General features: G+C 61.3%; 20 protein-coding genes, 1 tRNA gene and 1 pseudogene. 13 read left to right on the top strand and 9 right to left on the bottom strand.

The window, feature by feature from the left end; genetic code table 11:
- Positions 1-36 precede the first annotated feature (36 nt).
- The 3 genes from SLT36_RS14515 to SLT36_RS14525 form a co-directional block, all read right to left on the bottom strand.
- The gene (locus SLT36_RS14515; RefSeq protein ID WP_432283288.1) at positions 37-1,932 is read right to left on the bottom strand and encodes an LTA synthase family protein; all 1,896 of its coding nucleotides are present in this window, start codon (positions 1,930-1,932) and stop codon (positions 37-39) included.
- 1,126 nt (positions 1,933-3,058) lie between these two features.
- Positions 3,059-3,133, bottom strand: a tRNA-Val gene (locus tag SLT36_RS14520).
- Positions 3,134-3,200: 67 nt separating this feature from the next.
- Positions 3,201-3,884: a phosphoglycolate phosphatase gene (locus SLT36_RS14525; RefSeq protein WP_432283289.1), complete on the bottom strand. Its 684-nt coding sequence runs from the start codon at positions 3,882-3,884 to the stop codon at positions 3,201-3,203.
- Positions 3,885-4,028: 144 nt separating this feature from the next.
- Here SLT36_RS14525 and rpiA point away from each other — a divergent pair, with 144 nt between their 5' ends.
- The 5 genes and pseudogenes from rpiA (at position 4,029) to SLT36_RS14550 (ending at position 9,898) form a co-directional block, all read left to right on the top strand.
- Positions 4,029-4,727: a ribose-5-phosphate isomerase RpiA gene (gene rpiA, locus SLT36_RS14530; RefSeq protein ID WP_432283290.1), complete on the top strand. Its 699-nt coding sequence runs from the start codon at positions 4,029-4,031 to the stop codon at positions 4,725-4,727.
- A gap of 18 nt (positions 4,728-4,745) precedes the next feature.
- The gene (locus tag SLT36_RS14535) at positions 4,746-5,303 is read left to right on the top strand and encodes a DUF2059 domain-containing protein (protein WP_432283291.1); all 558 of its coding nucleotides are present in this window, start codon (positions 4,746-4,748) and stop codon (positions 5,301-5,303) included.
- A 177-nt stretch (positions 5,304-5,480) separates the two neighbouring features.
- Positions 5,481-6,875, top strand: coding sequence for a glutathione-disulfide reductase (gene gor, locus SLT36_RS14540; protein ID WP_067961298.1), 1,395 nt, complete (start codon positions 5,481-5,483; stop codon positions 6,873-6,875).
- Between the two features lie 157 nt (positions 6,876-7,032).
- Entirely contained in the window at positions 7,033-8,406 is a 1,374-nt protein-coding gene (locus tag SLT36_RS14545; protein WP_432283292.1) for a class II 3-deoxy-7-phosphoheptulonate synthase, read from the top strand.
- A 105-nt stretch (positions 8,407-8,511) separates the two neighbouring features.
- Positions 8,512-9,898, top strand: a pseudogene (locus SLT36_RS14550) (IS1182 family transposase).
- 167 nt (positions 9,899-10,065) lie between these two features.
- On the opposite strand, the gene SLT36_RS14555 reads toward SLT36_RS14550, so the two are convergent.
- Entirely contained in the window at positions 10,066-11,073 is a 1,008-nt protein-coding gene (locus SLT36_RS14555) for a GGDEF domain-containing protein (RefSeq protein ID WP_432288346.1), read from the bottom strand.
- 395 nt (positions 11,074-11,468) lie between these two features.
- Between SLT36_RS14555 and SLT36_RS14560 the strand changes: the two genes are divergently transcribed.
- From SLT36_RS14560 to SLT36_RS14575, 4 genes are all read left to right on the top strand, one after another.
- Positions 11,469-11,888, top strand: coding sequence for a GFA family protein (locus SLT36_RS14560; RefSeq protein WP_432283293.1), 420 nt, complete (start codon positions 11,469-11,471; stop codon positions 11,886-11,888).
- Positions 11,889-11,992: 104 nt separating this feature from the next.
- On the top strand, positions 11,993-12,790 hold the full coding sequence (locus SLT36_RS14565; RefSeq protein WP_432283294.1) for a DODA-type extradiol aromatic ring-opening family dioxygenase: 798 nt from the start codon (positions 11,993-11,995) through the stop codon (positions 12,788-12,790).
- A 50-nt stretch (positions 12,791-12,840) separates the two neighbouring features.
- Positions 12,841-13,200: a diacylglycerol kinase gene (locus SLT36_RS14570; protein WP_432283295.1), complete on the top strand. Its 360-nt coding sequence runs from the start codon at positions 12,841-12,843 to the stop codon at positions 13,198-13,200.
- 40 nt (positions 13,201-13,240) lie between these two features.
- On the top strand, positions 13,241-13,834 hold the full coding sequence (locus SLT36_RS14575) for a hemerythrin domain-containing protein (RefSeq protein ID WP_432283296.1): 594 nt from the start codon (positions 13,241-13,243) through the stop codon (positions 13,832-13,834).
- Here the strand turns inward: SLT36_RS14575 and SLT36_RS14580 are convergent.
- Positions 13,831-14,412: a DedA family protein gene (locus tag SLT36_RS14580; protein WP_432283297.1), complete on the bottom strand. Its 582-nt coding sequence runs from the start codon at positions 14,410-14,412 to the stop codon at positions 13,831-13,833. The two genes, SLT36_RS14575 and SLT36_RS14580, sit on opposite strands and share 4 nt — an antisense overlap.
- Positions 14,409-14,972, bottom strand: a complete 564-nt coding sequence (locus SLT36_RS14585) for a DUF1003 domain-containing protein (RefSeq protein ID WP_432283298.1) — start codon at positions 14,970-14,972, stop codon at positions 14,409-14,411. Before SLT36_RS14585 ends, SLT36_RS14580 begins: the two co-directional genes overlap by 4 nt.
- A gap of 98 nt (positions 14,973-15,070) precedes the next feature.
- Between SLT36_RS14585 and SLT36_RS14590 the strand changes: the two genes are divergently transcribed.
- From SLT36_RS14590 to SLT36_RS14605, 4 genes are read left to right on the top strand one after another with little or no spacing between them, the layout of a single operon-like run.
- Positions 15,071-15,784 carry a DNA-3-methyladenine glycosylase I gene (locus SLT36_RS14590; RefSeq protein WP_432283299.1) on the top strand — a complete coding sequence of 238 codons (714 nt, stop codon included), beginning with the start codon at positions 15,071-15,073 and terminating at the stop codon, positions 15,782-15,784.
- A gap of 53 nt (positions 15,785-15,837) precedes the next feature.
- Positions 15,838-17,517 (top strand): NAD+ synthase, encoded by a 1,680-nt coding sequence (locus SLT36_RS14595; protein WP_432283300.1) that lies wholly within the window; start codon positions 15,838-15,840, stop codon positions 17,515-17,517.
- 44 nt (positions 17,518-17,561) lie between these two features.
- Positions 17,562-17,981 carry a GNAT family N-acetyltransferase gene (locus SLT36_RS14600; protein WP_432283301.1) on the top strand — a complete coding sequence of 140 codons (420 nt, stop codon included), beginning with the start codon at positions 17,562-17,564 and terminating at the stop codon, positions 17,979-17,981.
- A gap of 9 nt (positions 17,982-17,990) precedes the next feature.
- A complete protein-coding gene (locus SLT36_RS14605) occupies positions 17,991-19,232 on the top strand; it encodes an MFS transporter (protein ID WP_432283302.1) in 1,242 nt (413 codons plus the stop codon).
- A 4-nt stretch (positions 19,233-19,236) separates the two neighbouring features.
- On the opposite strand, the gene SLT36_RS14610 is transcribed toward SLT36_RS14605, so the two are convergent.
- The 3 genes from SLT36_RS14610 to SLT36_RS14620 are packed head-to-tail and all read right to left on the bottom strand — an operon-like array spanning position 19,237 to position 20,589.
- The gene (locus SLT36_RS14610) at positions 19,237-19,857 is read right to left on the bottom strand and encodes an ATP-dependent Clp protease proteolytic subunit (protein ID WP_067962570.1); all 621 of its coding nucleotides are present in this window, start codon (positions 19,855-19,857) and stop codon (positions 19,237-19,239) included.
- A 37-nt stretch (positions 19,858-19,894) separates the two neighbouring features.
- Positions 19,895-20,278 (bottom strand): SRPBCC family protein, encoded by a 384-nt coding sequence (locus tag SLT36_RS14615; protein WP_067962567.1) that lies wholly within the window; start codon positions 20,276-20,278, stop codon positions 19,895-19,897.
- The gene (locus SLT36_RS14620) at positions 20,275-20,589 is read right to left on the bottom strand and encodes an ArsR/SmtB family transcription factor (RefSeq protein ID WP_067962565.1); all 315 of its coding nucleotides are present in this window, start codon (positions 20,587-20,589) and stop codon (positions 20,275-20,277) included. The genes SLT36_RS14615 and SLT36_RS14620 overlap by 4 nt, the downstream gene beginning before the upstream one ends.
- Positions 20,590-20,861: the final 272 nt, after the last annotated feature.

Consider the following 20,861-nt stretch of genomic DNA (forward strand, 5'->3'; position numbering starts at 1 on the left):
CCGCTCGCCTGCTGATCGCAGAACGGTCGGTGCCGGTCAATTCGATGCAGTTTCTTCAGGCGGGAACACCCGGTTCTGGCTTTCGAGCCAGTAATACATCCGGACGTAGTTTTGATAGGCCAAGTGCTTCGCATCCTCATCTACCGTCCCTGTCGCCTTCGAAATCCCATGCGGGCCGATGTAATAATACTCCTCTCCCATCGCGGCCAACGGCACATGGTGCGCGGGCGCATGCTCAAAAATCGAAAATCCCATGAAGGCGTTCCTGGCGTCCTGCAATGAAAGCAAGTGCAGCAGCGTGGGCGCGAAATCGACCGATGTGCGATAGTCGGCGTCGAAGGTCGCCGGCAGTGCCAATCCCCTGTGATGAACGATCAAAGGGATGCGGTCGACGAAATAGGCTTGGTAGTCGTCCCCCTGCAGGGCCTCGACCACGGCGGGCTCAGGATAGGTCGCATGATCGGCAGTGATGATCAGGATCGTGTTGTCGGAAAAGCTCGAGCTCTGAAAGTAGTCCAGAAATTTTCCAAGCTGCGCATCGAAATTGTGCATCCTGTTCAGAGCGGGGTTATCACCGCTGCCATAGGTCACGCCGGCGCTGTCGGAATCCAGGAAGGCATGGGTGCCGACATTGTAGGTCGCAACGAAGAACGGCTGCTTGTTGCCGCTTAAGGCTTGTTTCTCCAGGAAGCCTTTCAGGCCTGAAAATATCTCCGCGTCGGCTGCGTCAGACGTGCCGGAACTGAGTGCTGCAGGTCTATCACCCAACAGTTCAGGGAGCGTCTCCACGGCGTAGACGGTGTCAACGCCGAGCGATCGCAGCATGGCGTTGAAACTGGCGCCCTGCGGGCTGGAGGACAGAAATGCCGTCTTGTAGCCTCGGTCCAGCAGGATGTCTGGTATCGTCCGGTAGTTGATGCTGGTGAGCAGCGCTGTGTTGTTTTCCCCTTCGGCTTCCCAGCCGCCGCTTTCAGCGCCGCCATTCCTCGGATATCCGGAAACCAGCTGTCCCTGGATTCCTCGATAGGTTGCCGCAGTGTGGCTGAAGTAGTTGTAGACAGTCATTGAACGCGCGGCAAAGCGGTCGATGTTGGGCATCAATCCCTGATGCTTGCCGCCATAGGTTCCCAGAAAGCGGGCAGACAGCCCTTCGGCAAAGACCACGATAATGTTGGGCCTGTCTGACGCCGATTGTGCGGCGCCAAACGACAAAGGGCTGGAATAGGCCTGATCCCGCAACAGAGGGTAGTGCTCGTTGATCGGCAGGCTGATGCCTTGCCGATCCAGCGTGTCGGCCATGTCAGAGAGGTTGTTGCGGGCCCTGCGCAGATCGCGAAATTTGCGGGCAAGAGATGTGGCCGGAGCCATATCCGGACGGAGATCGAGGGTTCTTTCGGTGAAGGAAGAGCTGTCGAACATGCCGGCAAAGAGCAGGCAGGCAAGTGTCGCGGCGAAAACGAAGCTCTTTCCGGGCCGGTGGAGCGCCGCTTGCTTGCGCGCCTTGAGGGCGAACAACGAAAGGCAGATCCAGCTTCCGAAGCCAAGGGCTGCGATGACGAAGAACAGGGGCTTTGCCGCAAACTGGCTGCCGTCGGTGTGGTTTTCCAACGCCAGAACGGAGATGTAGTGCCCCGACAGATAGGCGGAAAATCCCTGCACCAGATAGATCAGCATCACCAGCAGGGGCACGGCGAGAGAGACGAACAACGCCGGCAAGGCCACCCAGCCGCTGCGCTGGGCATGCCAGGCAACAAGTCCCAGCACGCAAAAGAACGCGAGCTCGATCGCCGGCAGCAAGATTGTGGTGACGTCGACGGTGAATGCCGGATTCCGCTCTCGCAGGGCAATCAGCAGGAGGGCGAGATACAAAACGTAGATAACCACGAAATAGAGCGCGTAGCTTCGCTTCAAAAGAATATCTGTAAATTTCATCTGCAGGTCGTCTGGAAAATCACATCAAAAAACAGAGTCTCTCAGGTTATTCGAATCGCACGTGGCAATGTATTGGCCGGTCTCGATGTTTAGTCCAGGTAGTTGAATTGGTTACCGTCGCACGGCAAATGACACGAATATCGTAACGGCGAAACGACGAATTCTGGTCCCATCTTGTCGGAGACTGCGTTTGTCTCCTGATCGGGGCAGGTAGCGTAGTGTTCGTCGCCAGTGATCCGGGACGTGTAAGGGAGAGCGGCATTGCCGTTGTTCGGTTATGTATTCGGATATCGAACTGTGATTTGGCGTTCTGACTGGGAGTAAAGATGCAGTGGAAAATATTCTTATGCGTATTACGTGATGTTATTTGAAAATTATGTGACAATATAATCTTGTGGTAATGTGCTGTACCTAAGGTGCCGGCAAGGGTTCGCTGTATGTCTGGAGGAATGCATGCCTTCTGTACTGAAGATTATTCTCGTCCTTGCGTCACTTATGCTGTTGACGGCCTGCCAGACCGATAGGCGGCGGTGCGAAACCGAAACGGGCGGCGCTGCCACCTATCGAAAGAGCGATAACTGCGGGCGTGCGGCAAAGCCAGCTGAAGGCAGCGATCGGCCGGAGAGGCAGGTCAGGGAAAAGCCTGTGACGCCGACTGAGCCCGAACCAGAGGGACCGGTTTTTCCATAGCGCCAGCTTGGTTCAGGCTCCCAGTCCGCCAGGCGCGGCGGCGGCCAGGCTCGACGGCACGCTCAACTGGATCGTCCGCCTGATCACCGACCGCCTTCACGTGGTAAGTGTAACCGCGTGCGGTCCCTCTCGCACTTGCAGCCGGCCAGAACACATCATGTTCGATCAACACGCGGGACGGCCGTGCTGGCAATCGCCAGGGTAGCTTGACCTTCGGTCGCCAGATGATCGTATGGCCCTCGGCCAACAGCACGTTTTCAGCCAGCGGCTCGGGTCACACTTCCCAATCTTCGCTCATGACATCTCCTTGCGCGTCGATAGATCTGCGGAAGGAGAACGGGCCATATCAATTCGATGCCAGAATCGTACACGTTCCGGCATCGTTTGGCATGACTGTGCGTATTGCTTGGAGACGGCTGCGGAGGGGCCAAGGTAATGGTGGGCGATATAGGGATTGAACCTATGACCCCACCCGTGTGAAGGGTGTGCTCTCCCGCTGAGCTAATCGCCCGTCCGAGGCCCGAGAGCCGAACGTGACGGCGATATAGGGGAGGGGTGGGAGTGGTGTCAAGGCGGCTTTAGCGACTTGCCGCCTCTATCAGCTTCTGGGCCATGCCAAGCGTCAGTTCGTCGTAGTGCGAGATGACCACCGACGGCTCATATTCGCTGACATGACGGTCGGTGTAGCCGAAATCGACGGCAACCACAGGAATGCCGGCGGCCTTTGCCGTGTCGATGTCGGTGACCGAATCGCCGACCATGACGGCGCGGGACGCGTCGCCGCCGGCCTTGGCAATGGTTTCGGTAAGGTGCCGCGGATCGGGCTTGCGGATGCCGAAGGTTTCCGGGCCGGTGATGGCGGCGAAACGATCGGACAGGCCGAGCGCATGGATGAGCCCCTTGGCCAGGTTTTCGTACTTGTTGGTGCAGACGGCGAGCAGGTAGCCGGCATCAGTGAAGCGGTCCATCGCGGCGACCACGCCGGGATAAGGCAGCGAGCGACCCGGAATATTGACCGTGTAGTGATCGAGGAAGATGTCGTGCAGGCGGTCGTGCTCCACGCTGGCCAGCTGCTTTTGCTGGGCGTTGTAGGCGCGCTCGATCATGATGCGGCCGCCTTGGCCGACGAAGCGGCGGAACGCCCGGTCGTCGACTTCGGCGAGGCCGCCGGCGACGAGCGTGTGATTGAGGCTGTCCAAAAGGTCGGGGGCGGTGTCGACGAGCGTCCCGTCGAGGTCGAAAACGATGATCGGCTTGGACATGGCTCCGCCTTTTGTGGAGTTGTGCATTGCAAGAGGCGATAGCCTTGGACCCGGCAGGACGCAAGCCCGGCCATAAAGCCTTTGACCCAACGGGCAAAAATGCTAGGAGCCAAGCCTGATATTCGAGGATTTTGCGAACAAGTCATGGATGCCAAGGCTTTGAAGATCGAGGCGGCGCGCGCTGCCTTGGGGTATGTCGAGAGCGGAATGCGGCTTGGCATAGGTACCGGTTCGACGGCCGAGGAGTTCGTCAGGCTGCTGGCCGAGAAGGTAGCTGACGGCATGCAGATCATCGGCGTGCCGACGTCTGAACGCACCGCAACCCTTTGCCGCGAGCTGTCGGTTCCGCTGTCGACGCTCGACGAGACGCCTGAGCTCGACCTCACCATCGACGGTGCCGACGAGATCGATCCGCAGCTGACGCTGGTCAAGGGCGGCGGCGGCGCGCTGCTGCGCGAGAAGATCGTGGCCGCGGCGTCGACGCGCATGGTCGTCATCGCCGACCAGACCAAGCTCGTCGACACGCTGGGGCGCTTCCCGCTGCCGATCGAGGTCAATCCGTTCGGCCTCAAGGCCACCGAGATCGCTATCGCGAGAGCTGCGGAAAAGCTCGGGCTTTCGGGGCCTTTGGTGCTGCGCAAAGTCGGCGGCGAGACCTTCGTAACCGACGGTGGACATTTCATTATCGATGCATCTTTTGGCCGCATTCCAGATACAAGAGCGCTTTCGGATGCCCTGCACGCCATTCCTGGCGTCGTGGAGCACGGTCTCTTTCTGGGGCTGGCCACCGTTGCCGTCATCGCCGGCTCGGACGGGGTCAGAACCGTTCATCCGGCACGCTAAACAGGAGTTCTATTCATCATGATTTCGACAAACCGGCTTCGCCGCTTCTCCGTCATGGTGGCGGCTTCGGCATTCGCGGCCGTCGCATTCTCGGCCCAGGCGCAGGAAATCAGCGAATCCCACCTCAAGGCAGCACATGCTGCGATCGCTTCGATCCACGCGACCGACTCTTTCGATTCGATCCTGCCGCAGGCAGCCGCGGCACTTAAGCAGCAGCTGATCCAGCAGAATCCGGATATGCAGGAAGTGATCACCCAGACCGTCGACGAAAAGACGCTGGCGCTGGCCGCCCGCCGTGCCGATCTCGAAAAGGAATCGGCGCTCGCCTACGCAAAGTCGTTCTCCGAACAGAACCTCAACGACATTGCTGCTTTCTACAATTCGGAAGCCGGCAAGAAGCTGATCGAGAACGGCCCGATCGCCTCGCGCGAATTGGTCAAGGCTGCCGAGATCTGGCAGAACGGCATCGCGCGCGATCTCGCCGAGCAGGTGGGTGAGCAGCTCAAGGCAGTCATCGGTACCAAGGCTCCGGCCGAGGGTGCTGCGCCTGCAGCCCCGGCAGCACCGGCGAACTGATCCGCCGCGACCAACGGTCACGATGCAAAAGCCCGGCATTCGCCGGGCTTTTCTTTTGATGTCTCTGCCACTACCTGTGACCGCATCACAGGCGCATCCCGTGCGGTGCGCAGTTTCAAGGACTTAGAAGAGCGGCGCGCGTCGTTGGCGTGCTGCTCTCCCGCAGGAAGGACACCCATGGCCCAGTACGACTACGATCTCTTCGTCATCGGTGGCGGCTCGGGCGGTGTGCGTGCGGCACGTGTTGCGGCCGCACTCGGCAAGCGCGTCGCACTTGCTGAAGAGTTCCGTTTCGGCGGCACCTGTGTCATCAGGGGCTGCGTGCCCAAGAAGCTCTATGTCTACGCCTCGCAATTTCCCGAGCATTTCGAAGATGCTGCCGGTTACGGCTGGACGGTCGGCGAGGCCAAGTTCGACTGGAAGGCGCTTGTAGCCAACAAGGAGCGCGAGATTTCGCGGCTCGAGGCGATCTACAAGCGCAATGTCGAAGGTTCCGGCGGCGAGACGATCCATTCGCGTGCCGAACTGGTCGACAGCCACACGATCCGGATCGTCGATGAAAACCGCACCGTCACCGCCGATCAGATCCTGATCGCAACCGGCGGACGGGCTGCGGTGCATCCCGCACTGCCGGGGCATGAGCACTGCATCTATTCGAACGAAGTGTTCGACCTCCCCGAACTGCCCAAGGCGATCATGATCGAGGGCGGCGGCTATATCGCTGTCGAATTTGCCAACATCTTCCATGGCCTCGGTGTCGACACCACGCTGGTTTATCGCGGCAAGGAAATCCTCAGCCGCTTCGACATGGACCTGCGCCGCACCTTGCACGAGACGATGGAGCAGAAGGGCATCAAGATCTTGCTGCATTCGGTTTCGCAGGACGTCAGCAAGCGCGGCGATGGCCGTCTCGACGTCACACTGAACACCGGCCAGATGCTCACCGTCGACCAGGTTCTGCTCGCGATCGGCCGCACACCCAACACCGAGAACCTCGGCCTCGAGGCCGCCGGCGTTGAGATGGACAAGCAGGGCGCGATCGTCGTCGACCGGTATTCGCGCACCAGCGCCGACAACATCTGGGCCGTCGGCGACGTCACCAATCGCGTCCAGCTGACCCCTGTCGCCATCCATGAGGCAATGTGCTTCGTCGAAACGGCGTTCAAGGACAATCCGACTGAGCCGGACCACGATTGCATCCCGACAGCTGTGTTCTCGCAGCCCGAGATTGGCACCGTCGGTCTCTCCGAGGAAGACGCCGCCAAGCGGTTCAGGCATCTGGAGATCTATCGCACCAGCTTCCGGCCGATGCGCCACACGCTGTCGGGCAGGCAGGAAAAGATGCTGATGAAGCTGGTCGTCGACGGCGACACGCGGCTTGTCCTGGGCGCTCACGTGCTCGGCCCCGACGCCGGAGAGATGGCGCAGCTACTCGGCATTACGCTCAAGGCAGGGCTCACCAAGGACGACTTCGATCGCACCATGGCCGTGCATCCGACGGCTGCTGAAGAGCTGGTGACGATGTACAAGCCGACCTATCTGGTGAAGGACGGCGTCCGCGTCGACAACTGACGTGGTCGCCTCTCGGACCTGCCGCAGGGAAACGTTCGATCTCGGACGTGTTCCGGGGTAGATTAGGGGCTCCTCATCGTGTAAAGAGCCGCGTTCCCGCAATGGCGGGTTGTGGCGCGGGTGAGGTGCCCGTTAGCGAACTTTATTAGGTGCGAACATGACGAAATGGTCCCCGAATTCCTGGAGAAGCATGCCGATCCAGCAGGTCCCGGCTTATCCGGACGCTACGGCGCTCGTGGAAACGGAAGCTCGTCTCGCATCTTTTCCCCCCTTGGTTTTTGCAGGTGAGGCGCGCAAGCTGAAGAAACAGCTTGCTGCCGTTGCCAATGGCGAAGCCTTCCTGCTCCAGGGCGGCGACTGTGCCGAGAGCTTCGCCGAACACGGTGCCGACAACATCCGCGACTTCTTCCGCGTCTTCCTGCAAATGTCGGTCGTGCTGACCTTCGCCGGCGCGCAGCCGGTGGTGAAGGTCGGCCGCATCGCCGGCCAGTTCGCCAAGCCGCGCTCGTCCGACAACGAGACCAAGGGCGACGTGACGCTGCCGAGCTACCGCGGCGACATCATCAATGGCCCGGCTTTCGACGAGAAGTCGCGCATTCCCGATCCGGCGCGCCAGGAGATGGCCTACCGCCAGTCGGCGGCGACGCTGAACCTTCTGCGCGCCTTCGCCCAGGGCGGCTATGCCAGCCTGGAGAACGTGCACAAGTGGATGCTCGGCTTCGTCTCCAACAGTCCGCAGGGCGAGCGCTACGAAGCACTGGCCAACCGCATCACCGAGACGATGGACTTCATGAAGGCCGTCGGCATCACCTCGGAGACCAACTACGCGCTGCGCGAGACCGACTTCTACACCAGCCATGAAGCCCTGCTGCTCGGCTACGAGCAGGCGCTGACCCGCGTCGACTCGACCTCGGGCGACTGGTACGCCACCTCGGGCCACATGATCTGGATCGGCGACCGTACGCGCCAGGTCGACCACGCGCATGTCGAGTACTGCCGCGGCGTGAAGAACCCGCTCGGCCTCAAATGCGGCCCGTCGATCACGCCTGACAACCTGCTCAAGCTGATCGACCTGCTCAACCCGGAGAACGAGGCTGGGCGCCTGACGTTGATCGCACGCTTCGGCCACGATAAGGTCGATGAGCACCTGCCGAAGCTGATCCGCGCCGTCGAAAAGGAAGGCCGCAAGGTCGTCTGGTCGTGCGATCCGATGCACGGCAACACGATCACCGCTGCCGGCTACAAGACGCGTCCATTCGACCGCATCCTGAGCGAAGTGCAGAGCTTCTTCGACATCCACCGCTCAGAGGGCACGCACCCGGGCGGCATCCACGTCGAGATGACCGGAAACAACGTCACCGAATGCACCGGTGGCGCCCGTGCCATCACGGCCGAGGAACTGCAGGACCGCTACCATACCCATTGCGACCCGCGCCTCAATGCCGACCAGGCGATCGAGCTCGCTTTCCTCGTGTCGGAACTGCTCCGCAAGAGCGCACCGACTCCAGTGAAGAAAGCCGTCAACGCCTGATCGCCAAAACGCGGTTGCAAAATCGAAAAGGCGCCGGTCTGACCGGCGCCTTCAGACTGCTGACAAACCCCTGGCGAGAGTTGGGGGTTTGTGATTCAGTGGGTGATGTTGAAGCGAGCTGGCCCTGAACAAACCGCACTTGAGATCGTCACGCTTGATCAACTGGTTCCAGTTGATCACCTTCTGCGCAAGATCGATGGTGTTATCGATTTCTCGTTCATCCACGATCTGACAGCGCCGCTTTACTGCGCCGACAATGGTCGCCCGCCACTCGGGTCGCCCGCCACTCGATCCGACCTTGATGTTCAAGGCGCTGTTCATCGGCTACCTGTTCGGGGTGCGCTCGGAGCGGCAATTGGTGCGAGAGATCGAGGTCAATGTCGCCTACCGGTGGTTCCTGCGGCTGAAGCTGACGGACAAGGTGTTCGACGCCTCGACATTGTCGCAGAACCGCCGCCGGCGCTACCAGGACGAGACGATCGCGCAGGCGATCTTCGACCGCATTGTCGAGCAGGCGATCGGGGCAGGCTTGGTCGACGGCACGGTGCTCTACACCGACAGCACGCACCTGAAGGCCAATGCCAACAAGGGCAAGTACGACCTTGCCATGGTCGCCAAGTCGCGTGCCGACTACTGGGGCGAACTCGACCGGGCGATCGATGCCGAACGGGCGCTGCACGGCCAGAAGGCGCTGAAGGAGCAGGAGCGGCAGCCTGCGGTGAAAGAGACGAAGGTCTCGCGCACCGATCCTGAGGCAGGCTATATGGTGCGCGAGGGCAAGCCGAAGGGCTTCTTTTATCTCGATCACCGCACGGTGGATGGCGGCTTCGGCATCATCACCGACACGTTTGCCACGCCGGCCAACGTGCATGACTCGATCGTCTATCTCGACCGGCTCGACCGCCAGGTGGAGCGTTTCGGCTTCGACGTCACGGCGGCGGGGCTGGATGCCGGCTATGCCACGCCAGGCATCGCCAAGGGCCTGGAGGACAGGAACATCCAGGGTGTCGTCGGCTATCGCAACCCGCCCCGGCCAAAGCCTGGCAAGATGAGGAAGGGCGCTTTCGTCCATGAGCCGGACCTTGACGGCTATCGTTGCCCGCAGGGCCAGTTGCTCACTTACGCCACCACAGATCGCGGCGGTTATCGCCACTACAGGAGCGACCCGACGATCTGCCGCAACTGTCCGCTGCTGGCGTCTTGCACATCAAACGCCAAGGCCGAGCGCACCATCACGCGCCATGTCTGGCAGGATGTCCGCGAGCGGGTCGATGCCAACCGCTTAACCGCATGGGGCAAGGCGATCTATCGACGCCGCAAGGAGACGGTCGAGCGATCCTTCGCCGATGCCAAGCAGCTCTTCGGCCATCGCTATGCACGCTTCCGAGGGCGAACACGCGTCGCCTGCCAGTGCCTGATCGCAGCCGCCGCCCAAAACATGAAAAAGATCGCAATCAGCCTCTGGCCAAAGCCAAAACCAAGCCTCGCATGAGGCCAAAGCGGGCTCGCAACGGCCCTGGCATCTGCTCCCCGAAATCAAGCCAAAAGCTCAATCAACCCACAAAACAAAACCCCGCCGAAATTCGTCGGGGTTCGTCAGCAGTCTGAGGGCGCCGGTCTGACCGGCGCCTTTTTCATTTGAACGGATGGCGATGCGCCTCAGTCCTTCTTGTACAGCATCCAGTTCTTGCCCTGGCGCTCGGCGATCGTCGAGTAGCGTGTAACGCGGTTGCGGCCGATCAGCTTGGAGCGGTAGAGCGCCCGGTCGGCCTTGGCGTAGAGGTCCTCGGCGCTATCGGCATCCGAGGCCATGCAAACACCCATCGAAACGGTGACCTGGCCGCAGTTCACGCCCGGCTGGATATCCTTGAATTGCGTCTGCGCAACCAAAAGGCGAACGCGGTCAGCGATCTCGAACGTGGCTTCCTCAGTGGTGCCTTCGACGATCAGCGCGAACTCCTCACCGCCGGTCCGGGCAACGAACATGTCGCGGTGGACGCTGGACTGAAAGATGCTGGCGATGATCCGCAGGATCTTGTCACCCACAGGGTGGCCGTGGCGGTCGTTGATGTCCTTGAAACGGTCGATGTCGGCCAGGATCAGCGCACTGAACAGCACGCCCCTGTTGTCGTTATAGATCTTGGCGATCCGCCGGTCGAAGGCGCGCCGGTTCCAGATGTGGGTGAGGGGATCGGTATCGGCAAGCTTCTTGTACTCTTCGAGCTTCGACTTGACGCTTTCGAGTTCGCTCGACTTGTCGCTCAGCGCGGTTGCCACGTGCTTGCCGTGATCGATCTTCGAGGCGGTGGCAACCGCCATCACGCCGACGATTTTCTGCAGCAGTTCCTGCGACATGGCGGTACGGCTGTTCAGGCCGCTCGACGTCTCATCGAGAACCTTGCCATAACGCTCCAGATGCGTCTGCTCGTTGCGCAGCAGGTTGGCGACGCCTTCCAGCTCTCGCGCCAGGATTTCGCGGGCATATTCGACGATGCCTTGCCCATGGTTTTGGGCAAAGAACTTCTGGCCGATCAGGTCGAGTTGCTCCTGTGTCGGACGATTGCCGAGTGCGATGACCTCCAGGCTGAGGGCCGCGTTGGTGCCGGTCAGCGCTTCGTAGAAGATCTCGTAATTGCGCGGCAGTCCAATGACGCCCATCTGGCTCATCGTCGCCACGACAGTACTCGCAATATCGTTGCCTCGTTCTGTCGGGGCGGCTGCAGACTGCATGTATGTCCCGTTTCAGTTGGCCAGACGGCCGTCTGCATGGCCAGCCGGAAGGCTGACGTGCAATCGGACGGGGGCGCGAGCGGCGTGAGATAAAATGCTTGCGGCGGCGCAGGTCCCCTCTGCGCCCATCACTTGTAATCAGCTCTAATTTAGGCTGGCTAAGGTTTCCTTAATTTCCAGCCTTGTTGCCGGTATTTTTCTACCAGAGGGTGTAATTTCCACTGTGCCAGACGAGGCCGCAACATTGGCCAGCATCGATCATGTCGCAAACATTCATGTTCTGTGCCCCGGTCAAGATCAATATGGCTGTCGGTCAATTGGAGGAGTATGCAATGGATAATCTGCACAAGGGCTCATGTTTGTGTGGGGCGGTGCGCTTCACGGCCAAAGGCGCGCTGCGCGAGGTCATCTACTGTCATTGCAACATGTGCCGGAAGCAGAGCGGCCACTACTACGCTGCAACCAATGTCAATGACGACATGGTCGATATCGAAGGCGGTGAGAACGTGACGTGGTTTGCCGCGTCAAGCTTCGCCCGGCGCGGCTTCTGCAGTCGTTGCGGCTCGGTGATGTTCTGGAAGCCGAACGACGAAGGCTACGTTTCGATCATGGCCGGTTCGTTCGAGGAGCCGTCGTCGCTGGTTGGCGGCTATCACATCTTCATCGCCGACAAAGGCTCGTATTACGAGATCGATGACGACTTGCCGCGATACGAACGGTCGTCGCCTTCGCTCAAAGTGCTGGAGGATTGAACGGAGACTGACGATCGTTCTCAATTGTTGAACGCTTCGTCATGGTTCGGCGCTCTGCTCGAAACAGTGAGGAGCGCGTATATTTCAGGGCAAGGAGACATGACATGACCTCGTTGCCCACACTTTTCATTTCGCATGGCGGCCCCGACATCGTTTTGGCCGACACACCGGCGCGCCATTATCTCGAAGCCCTCTCGCGTCTCGTCGAGAAGCCCAAAGCCATTGTGATCGTCTCGGCGCATTTCGAGACCGACGGCGTCGCCGTCGTGACGGACCCCAAGCCGGGCATGATATACGATTTCGGCGGCTTCGCGCCCGAGCTCTACAAGATGATCTATCCGGCCGTCGGCGAACCCGCCCTGGCCGAAAGAGTGTTCGGCATGCTCGATCAAGCCGGCCTGAAGCCGCATACGTTCGAGAAGCGCGGCTATGACCACGGCACATGGACGCCGCTCAAGCTGGCGTTCCCCGACGCCGACATTCCCGTGGTTCAGGTGTCGATCGACCCCAGTCGCGATGCCGCCTGGCATCATGCCATCGGCAAGGCGCTGGCACCATTGCGCGACGAAGGCGTACTGCTGATCGGCTCAGGCCACATCACCCACAATCTGCGCGCCTATTTCAGTCGGCTTCGGCGCGGTGCCGAACCCGATCCCGCGCTGGCCGGCAAGGTGCATGCGTTCACCGAATGGTTCGCCGACAGGCTGGCGCTCGGCGATACCGAAGCGCTGCTGCACTGGAAGGACAAGGCGCCTTTCCCTGGGGAGAACCACCCGACCGACGAACATCTGATGCCGATCTTCTTCGCTTACGGTGCGGCAGGTGAGGGTGCGAAGGGCCGTCGCGTGCACGATTCGGTCGATCATGGCTTCTTTGCCAACGATTCATATCTGTTCGACTGAGCGTCGAGCCGCTAAATGATGCCGCTTCGGTTGAATTGAAAGGGCATTCCATGGAGCGGCTGGTTAAGGCTTTCCAGAACTCGGTGCGGGCATTCTCGCGACTGATCCGCTCGGAGGCGGCATTCCAGCAGGAAATCATGCTGCTCGTCGCAGCCCTGCCGATCGGCTGGTTCGTGGCAGGCACCTGGGGCGGCTACGCGCTGCTGATCGGATCGATCCTGTTCCTGATCACAGTCGAGGTGCTGAACACCGGCATCGAGGCGGCGTGCGACGCCGTCAGCCGCGAATTCAACATCGACATCCAACTTGCCAAGGACTGCGGCTCGCTCGCCGTGCTGATCTCGATCGCCATCGTGCTGGGCGTCTGGGTCTACGCCATCGCCGAGCGCCTGGCCGGGCTTCCGATCTGAAGGTCGCGTACCTACATGTCGGTTACCAAAGGAGACCGACATGGCTGACAAGGCCGATATCCACCACCTCGAGACGCGCGCCGGCCTGCCGGAGGACCTGCGTTGGCTGGTCGCCAAGTATCCGCGCGAGGACTGGCGCGCCCACGACAACGTCCATGGCATGGCCTCGATGTGGCTGCAGCGTCACGACATGTTCCGCGAGCTGGGCGGCATGCTGACCGCAGGCATTGGGGACTATCGCGAGGGCCGCATGGACGCGCAGCAATTCGCCCGCTGGTTCGCGCCGCGGCTGAACCATTTCCTCGGCAATCTCGATGGCCACCACAATGTCGAGGATCATCACTATTTTCCTGTCTTCGCCAAGGCTGAAAGCCGGCTGAAGCGAGGCTTCGAGATCCTCGACGCCGACCATCACCTGATCCATGAGGCGCTGGAGCGCAATGCAAGCTCGGCCAACGCGTTCATCCAGGCGCTGCAGGAAAATGAGGACAAGCAACGCTTTGCCGCCGACGCCTATGCCGACGAGAATGCGCGGCTTGTCGCCATGCTGACGCGGCATCTGGATGACGAGGAAGACCTGATCATCCCGCTCATTCTCGATCGCGGCGACCGGGAACTGGTGGGCTCGGACTAATCCTTCGGCTGCCTGCGGGCGATGTGGCGGGCCAGGAGCCAGGTTCCCAGCGCCACGGCGATGCCAATGCCAAGTCCGAGAAACAGCCGGTGGTGTGCCTTCAGCGTGTCGCCGAGGATGTGCTCGGCGCCGAGGCCGAATACGTAGCCGAGGCTGACGAAGATGCCGGCCCAGACGAGCGCCGACAGGCCGTTGAGGGCCAGAAACAGCGAGACCGGGATGCGCGACAGGCCTGCGGCGATACCGCCGGCCAGTCGCATGCCGTAGACGTAGCGGTTGCCTAGCACGAACAGGTTGGGATGCGCCTGCACCAGGCGGAAGGCATGGCTGAAGCCAGGCCTCCGGCGCAGCAATCTCACCCATTTGTGGTTGGAGAACCGACGTCCAAGGACGAAGAACAGCGTGTCGCCGAGAAAGGCGCCTGTCGCGGCCACGGCAAAGGCGTTCCAGGGTTCGAAAAACCGCTGATGGGCGAAGAAGCCGCCGAGGATGGCAAAACTCTCGCCTTCGGCCATGCAGCCGATGAAGACGGCGAGAAGCCCGAAGCGCTCGACGAGGTGGTGAAGGGTTTCGATCATCGAGCGGGCGACTGAGGTGCGGAGGAGTCGGCAATGCGCTGGACCTGGACTGTCAGCTGCTGCACCTGCTCGCGCAGCAGAATGATCTCCTGGAAGCGGATCTCATCAAGTTTCTCGTGCAGCGCCATGATCTCGATCTCGGCCTTCAGGTTGACGGCATAGTCGTGCGAGGCATCGATGCGGTCGCGCTCGGCCTGCCGGTTCTGCGACATCATGATGATCGGTGCCTGGATTGCCGCGAGCATAGACAAGATCAGGTTGAGGAAGATGAACGGGTAGGGATCGAACGAGCCGGATCCCAGCAGCCAGGCATTGAGCACCGTCCAGACGACGAGGAAACCGAGGAAGCAGAGGATGAAGCTCCAGGAGCCGCCGACCCGGGCGATGCCGTCGGCAAGTCGCTCGCCCAGGCTCTCATTGTGAGCGACACTGTCATTGACGTTGCGCGAAACCGGCTGCCGATCGATCGCGCTCTGCAGGACCTTGTGCTCGAGTTCGCTCAAATGCTCCGGTGCGCGCTTCAGCCATCTTCCGGCAAGGTCAGCCACAGTCTTGTTCATTTGCACGCCCCCGCTTTCCAACCGGCTGCTTGGCAGCCACGAATCCTTATATGAAGATGGCTGGCGATGTCGCCAAGATGCGGTTGCGGGGGAATGGAATGATGGACTTCGCCAGGATCAGGGCGCGCGCCGAGGAGCGCAAGGGCGGCGATGCGGTGCTGAAGTCGCTGCTGGGGCCGGCGTTCGACAACAGGACGCTTGCAAAGGTCCCTGACGACCGGATCCTGTCGACGATGGCGGAGCGTGTTTTTGCCGCCGGTTTCGTCTGGCGTGTCATCGAGCAGAAATGGCCCGGCTTCGAGGAGGCTTTCCTTCATTTCGAGCCGAAGCGGCTTCTGTTCCAGCCCGATGACTTCTGGCACGACCTCGCCTCCGACAAGCGCATCGTGCGCAATCCGCAAAAGATCCGCTCGGTGCGCGACAACGCTGCCTTCGTCGAACGCGTCTCGCAGGAGCATGGCAGCTTCGGCAGGTTCCTTGCGGCATGGCCGGCCGACGACCAGGTCGGGCTGACGGGCTATTTGGGCAAGCACGGCAGCAGACTCGGCGGCAACACCGGCCAATATCTGTTGCGCTGGCTGGGCTGGGACACGTTCATCCTGTCACAAGACATGATCCTGGCCTTCCGCGACGCGGGTCTCGACATCGGCGAGGCAGCGTCCTCCAAGAAGGATCAGGCCAAGGTGCAGGCTCAGATCAACGAATGGGCAAAGGCGACCAAGCTGCCGCGGGCGCATATCTCGCGCATCCTCTCCATGTCGATCGGCGTCAACCGTCCGGCCGAGGAATTGGCGAGCTACATGGGCGAATGATGGCCCAACCGAACTCGATTGCCCGACTTCACAACGCAGGCTAAACCGCTGACATGACGAAAAAATCTCCCGACATCCTGCGCATCGCCGTGGCCCAGCTCAACCCGACGGTCGGCGACATCAACGGCAATCTTGCCAAGGCGCGCGAGGCGAGGGCGGACGCGGCGCGACAGGGTGCCGATCTGGTGTTGTTCACCGAACTGTTCCTCGCCGGTTATCCGCCGGAGGACCTGGTGCTCAAGCCGGCCTTCCTGGCTGCCTGCGAGCGTGCGGCGGAAGATTTCGCCAAGGACACATCAGACAACGGCCCCGGCGTCATCATCGGCGTGCCGCTCAAGCGCAAGAGCGGCGTGCACAATGCGGTCGTCGTCGCCGATGGCGGCAAGATCATTGCCGAGCGCTTCAAGGTCGACCTGCCCAACTATGGCGAGTTCGATGAGAAACGTGTGTTCCAGCCCGGCCCCGACATGCCGGGGCCGATCAATTTCCGTGGCGTGCGCATCGGCCTTCCGATCTGCGAGGATATCTGGGGTGATCTCGGCGTCTGCGAGACGCTAGCCGAGAGCGGCGCCGAAATCCTGCTCGTGCCCAACGGCTCGCCCTACTACCGCGCCAAGATGGATGTGCGCCACCAGGTGGCGATCCGCCAGGTGATCGAGAGCGGCCTGCCGCTGCTCTATGCCAACCAGCTCGGCGGCCAGGACGAACTGGTCTTCGACGGCGCCTCGTTTGCGATCAACGCAGACCATTCGCTGGCGTTCCAGATGAGCCAGTTCGAAGAGACGGTGGCGATGACCACCTGGAAGCGCGGCGATGAAGGCTGGGCCTGCGTCGAAGGGCCAATGTCGAAGATCCCCGAGCGCGAGGAGGCCGACTATCGCGCCTGCCTGCTGGGCCTGCGCGATTACGTCAACAAGAACGGCTTCAAGAACGTCGTGCTTGGCCTTTCCGGCGGCATCGATTCGGCGATCTGTGCGGCACTCGCCGTCGACGCGCTCGGCGAGGAGCGGCTGCGGGCAATCATGATGCCTTATCGCTACACCTCCAAGGATTCACTCAAGGACGCCGAGGATTGCGCCCGTGCGCTCGGCTGTCGTTACGATATCGTGCCGATCCATGAGCCGGTCGACGGTTTCTCGCATGCGCTGACGCAACTGTTCGAGGGCACCAAGGAAGGCATCACCGAAGAGAACCTGCAGAGCCGCGCCCGCGGCACGATCCTGATGGCGGTGTCCAACAAGTTCGGCTCGATGGTGGTGACGACCGGCAACAAGAGCGAGATGTCGGTCGGCTATGCCACGCTCTATGGCGACATGAATGGCGGCTTCAATCCGATCAAGGACCTCTACAAGATGCAGGTCTATGCGCTGTCGCGCTGGCGCAATACCCATGTGCCGCCCGGCGCGCTCGGCCCCTCGGGCGAGGTGATTCCCAAGAATATCATCGACAAGGCGCCTTCGGCGGAACTCCGGCCCAACCAGACCGACCAGGATTCGCTGCCGCCCTATCCGGTTCTCGACGACATCCTCGAATGCCTGGTCGAAAACGAGATGGGCGTCGACGACATCGTCGCGCGCGGTCACGACCGCGACACGGTGCACCGGATCGAACACCTGCTCTACATCGCCGAATACAAGAGGCGACAGGCAGCACCCGGGGTGAAGATCACCAAGAAGAATTTCGGCCGCGATCGCCGCTACCCGATCACGAACAGATTCAGGGATCGTGGCTAAGTCGCTGGAACTGAACTGAAAACCGCCAGCAGACCGGAGGGTTCATGACCGAGGTCGAGATCAGTTTCGACGTATCGCGCATCGACTTCGACAAGACGTCGGACGTCATCAAAGCGAGCTATTGGGGCGAGGGCCGGACCGACGACATCCATCGCCGGGCCTTCGCCAATTCGCTGTGCCTGGGCGCTTATATCGACGGCGAGCAGGTCGGTTTCGCCCGCGCCATCACCGACCATGCCTGCTTTGCCTATGTCGCCGACGTCATAGTCTGGCCTGAGCGGCGCGGCCTCGGCATCGGTAAGAAGCTGATCCAAGCGCTCATCGACCATCCGGAGCTTGCGACCGTGACCGGCTTCTCGCTCAGAACCTCGGACGCGCACAGCCTCTATGAACAATTCGGCTTCGTGACCTCGACTGACGGCATGTACATGCGCCTGTCGAGGCAGCCGACAGCCCAAGGATAGACCAGAGGCGTGTCCTATATCTCCTTCGTTCGGGACAATCCGCGCTGGCTGGCCGGCGGGTTCTTGCTCACCTTCTTTTCGACCTTCGGCATGACCTCGTTCATCGCGCTGTCGGCCGGTGACATCCGTCGCGATTATGGGCTGTCGCATGGCGAGTTCGGCACGCTTTACATGGTCGCCACGCTGGCCAGCGCCTTGAGCCTGCCGCGGCTCGGCCAGATCGTCGATCGCTACAGCGCACAGAAGGTGGCGCTGTTCATCGTGCCGATGCTGGCGCTGGCGAGTGCATCGATGGCACTGTCGCAACACCTCGTCATCCTGTTCGTCGCCATCTATCTGCTGCGGCTGTTTGGCCAGGGCATGATGGTGCACACCGCCTACACCGCAACGGCGCGCTGGTTTTCGGCGCAAAGGGGGCGGGCGCTGTCGACCGTCATCCTCGGCCACAACGCCGGCGACGCTATCATCCCGATGGGTTTCGTGCTGATCGCCGCCTCCGTTGGCTGGCGCAGCGGCTGGCTGCTTGCGGCAGCAATGATTGCCTTTATCGCCCTGCCGGTGATCGTGCTGCTTGTCGCCGTGGACCGTAAGCCGCGCTCGTCCGATCCCGTGGCACGCCAGATCGACGCGCGCGACTGGACGCGCGCCGAGGTGGTTCGCGATCCGATCTTCTACGTGCTGCTGCTCGGCGTCATGGCGCCAGGGCTGATCGTGACGACCCTGTTCTTCCACCAGGTCTATCTGGTGGAATTGCGTGGCTGGTCGCTCGAGGTCTTTGCCTCGTCCTTTCTGGTGACGGCGGTGGTCAACGCCGCCTTCACGCTTGTCGTCGGCCAGCTCATCGACCGCTTTGCCGGCGTCTCGCTGCTGCCCTTCGTGCTCTTGCCTCTGGGGCTGGCCTGCCTCGTGCTGGGCCTTGTCGACGCGCAGTGGAGCGCCTTCGGCTTCATGGCGCTGCTCGGCATTTCGAATGGCCTGTCGACGACGCTGTTCGGTGCCATATGGCCCGAAGTCTATGGCCTCAGGCATCTTGGCTCGATCAGGGCGCTGATCGTTTCTGCCGGCGTGTTCGCTTCGGCAATCGGGCCGGGCCTGACCGGGTTCCTGATCGACGGCGGCGTCAGCTACCCCGGCCAGATCGTGGCGATGGCGGTCTACTGCTTCGCCATTTCCTTTGTTCTGCTGCTGGCTTCGCGGCGGATCCGCGCGCGAAGCCAGGTTCAGGCGGCACCAGCCGTGGTTGGCGTTTAGCCGATTACTTCCCGGATATGCTCTCCACGGTCTCGCGGCGGTCATAGACGTGGTCGACGATACCCCAATCCCTGGCTTCCTCCGCCGTGAAGAAGTAATCGCGGTCGAGCACGCGCGCCACTTCTTCCTCGGTGCGTCCGCAATGCTCGGCATAGAGCCTGGTCATGCGCCGCTTGAGCTTGATGATGTCTTCGGCATGGCGCTCGATGTCGGAGGCCTGGCCACGGAAGCCGCCGGAGGGCTGGTGCAGGATCACGCTCGCATTGGGCAGGGCGATGCGCCTGCCGGGTGCGCCTGCCATCAGCAGGAACGAGCCCATCGAGCCCGCCGTGCCCATGCACAAAGTCGATACGGGGCAGCGGATGAACTGCATCGTGTCATAGATGGCAAAGCCGCTGGTGACCACGCCGCCCGGGGAGTTGATGTAGAACGAGATTTCGCGGGTAGGGTTTTCCGACTCAAGGAACAGCAGCTGCGCGCAGATCAGCGAGGCCGAATTGTCGTCGACCTCGCCATTGAGGAAGACGATCCGCTCGCGCAGCAGCCGGGAAAAAATATCGAAGGAGCGTTCGCCGCGCGGCGATTGCTCCACCACCATAGGGACAAGTTGCATCGTGTCGCGCATGCGCGAAATTCCTTTCATCAATGGAGACTGTTTGTGCTTAGGCGGCGGCGCGCATCAGCGGCGGGCTGTTCGAATTCGCCGGCGAAGCAATGGTTCTGGCCGTCTCGACGCTATGGGTCAGGCGGAACCATGTGCCGCCGTCCGGCTGCGCTTCGAGGTCGAAAGTCACGACCGTTTCGGGTTCGCTCACCGTTGCGTCGTTCCAGGCGTAGCGAACGCGCGAGAACGGCAGAGCCTCGATGATGCGGTAGGCCGGGCCGGTCGTATCAGCGGTGACCTTGTCGGCCGCCGGCACATCGAGCCAGGTTGCGACGAACTCCGGTACCGTCAGCGCGCGCCAGACCTTTTCAGGCGTGGCTTCCAGTTCGCATTCGACGACGATGGTGTCGTCCGTCTCTTCCTGCCTTTGGGCGTCCGTCATTGGTCCATCTCCTTGAGCAGTGTCTTCAGCCTCTCGACACGTTCCGGCCAGAAGCTGCGATAGCGGGTGAGCCAGTCGAAAAGCGGCCGCAGCCCGTCGGGGTTGACGCTGTAGTTCACATGCCGGCCCGCACGCGCTTCCTTGATCAAGCCTGCGCCGCGCAGCACGGCGATGTGCTGTGAGATCGCTGGCTGTGAAATCTCCAGCCCCTGGCGTAGTTCCGTCGCGTTTTTCTCGCCTGCTGTCAGTCGGTCCAGTACGGCACGGCGGGTGGGATCGGACAGGGCGCGGAATATCTCGGATTCGTTCATGGAAATGAGATAAGCATGGACTTATCTGTTGCGCAAGTGCCACCCCATGATGCCTGCGAAACTGGCACAACAGGCTTCGGTCCAGCGCGGGGGTTGGCTAAGCAAAAATGCTTCGATATAAGCAAATTCTTCGCGGCCACTAACAGGGAGGTCTGAATGCCAGAATATGACATGTCCTCCCGGGGTTCACGCCGAGGTCGTTGACCTCGCGAACCGCCTTCGGCGTCCCTTTTATCTGACGCTGCCGTACCGCGACTTCCTGATTCAGCAAG

This window comes from Aminobacter sp. BA135 (assembly GCF_050859125.1).
Taxonomy (GTDB): Bacteria; Pseudomonadota; Alphaproteobacteria; order Rhizobiales; family Rhizobiaceae; genus Aminobacter; species Aminobacter ciceronei.